The sequence below is a fragment of the Myroides sp. LoEW2-1 genome, assembly GCF_009767705.1.
In the GTDB taxonomy this organism is placed as follows: Bacteria; Bacteroidota; Bacteroidia; order Flavobacteriales; family Flavobacteriaceae; genus Flavobacterium; species Flavobacterium album_A.
In genome coordinates, this window is record NZ_WSPP01000072.1 from 1 (window position 1) to 308 (window position 308).

Consider the following 308-nt stretch of genomic DNA (forward strand, 5'->3'; position numbering starts at 1 on the left):
ACGACCAAGCGCTACAGGTCTAATAGCGTTTTCTACAAGATTATTGTCAATCTGTAGATTTCCATCATATAAGTACGCACTAAGATTATCCCATCTAGTTTGAGAGTAAGCAAAGGCCTTGCCTATTTGACTTTTAGGAAGTGTAAGTTTCATTTGAACAAACATATACTTACCAAGTTCATTGATGATAGGTAAACTCTCTTTTAGACGAAGCTCTTTGATTTGATCAGGTGTTAAGTTTTGTTCCTTCGCCTTTTTTTCCACAGCATATAGTTTCTGTATTTCTATAAGTACATGCTGTGCTTTTG

At 35.4% G+C, this 308-nt stretch carries 1 protein-coding gene; it reads right to left on the bottom strand.

Annotation, left to right across the window (positions count from 1 at the left end):
- Window positions 1–308 (bottom strand): IS66 family transposase (locus tag GOQ24_RS05450; RefSeq protein ID WP_160339255.1); only part of this gene is annotated, 308 nt, incomplete at both ends.